The following is a 684-nucleotide window of genomic DNA, read 5'->3' as shown; positions in this document are numbered from 1 at the left end:
TCCCTATAATGTCCAGATTATCCAAAGTCATTCGGTTTATCAAAAAAGAACAAAATAAGATGTTGCATTCTTATTTCAATTATAGTATTATAGAAATAATGTATTATATTTAACCCCAGAAAATCCCCAGTAAGATTCAATGTTATCCTCAGATTTTGATTTCTTTGCTGTTAATACCCAATCATGTTTCGTGCAGTATTTCTGATTCACACTGGCGCGGTCATCGGAGCCGCAAGGACGAGAGAGAGGTAGGGCTTTCGTTGTTTTAGGATGCGAGTAGTAGGCAACTTAGTACACATGCAGTTTGTATTAACAAGGGGATTCCAAACGACCTTTCATTTTCGAAGAGGTTCGGTTAAATATAAGATACAAATCAGGGCTGTCCCATGAGCAATACCATTGCTCGCAGGACAGCCCTATCCATTTTTATACCACAAAATATCTTCTTAAGAGAAACGGGCCAGGAAATAGTTTTTCTTTCCACGGCGCAGCACAATATATTTACCGTGAAGTCTTTCTTCCTTCGTGATAACTGCATCTATTTCTGTACGTCTCACACCGTTCACATAAACCGCTCCGCTTTCAATATCCTGCTTCGCTTGTCTTTTGGATGGAGCCGCTCCTACTTCAATAACCAAATCCATGATATTGCTTGACTCCTGCTCAGCCAGTTCTGTAGTAGGC

General features: G+C 40.1%; 1 protein-coding gene. It reads right to left on the bottom strand.

Annotation, left to right across the window (positions count from 1 at the left end):
• Window positions 1–446: 446 nt before the first annotated feature.
• The coding region (locus AC1DWN_RS34820; RefSeq protein WP_477563359.1) for a S4 domain-containing protein at window positions 447–684 on the bottom strand (238 nt) is incomplete at its 5' end.

The organism is Paenibacillus sp. P4_A7 (assembly GCF_056402455.1).
The sequence above is the reverse complement of the archived record's forward strand: the minus strand, read 5'-3'. Positions and strand labels throughout refer to the sequence as shown.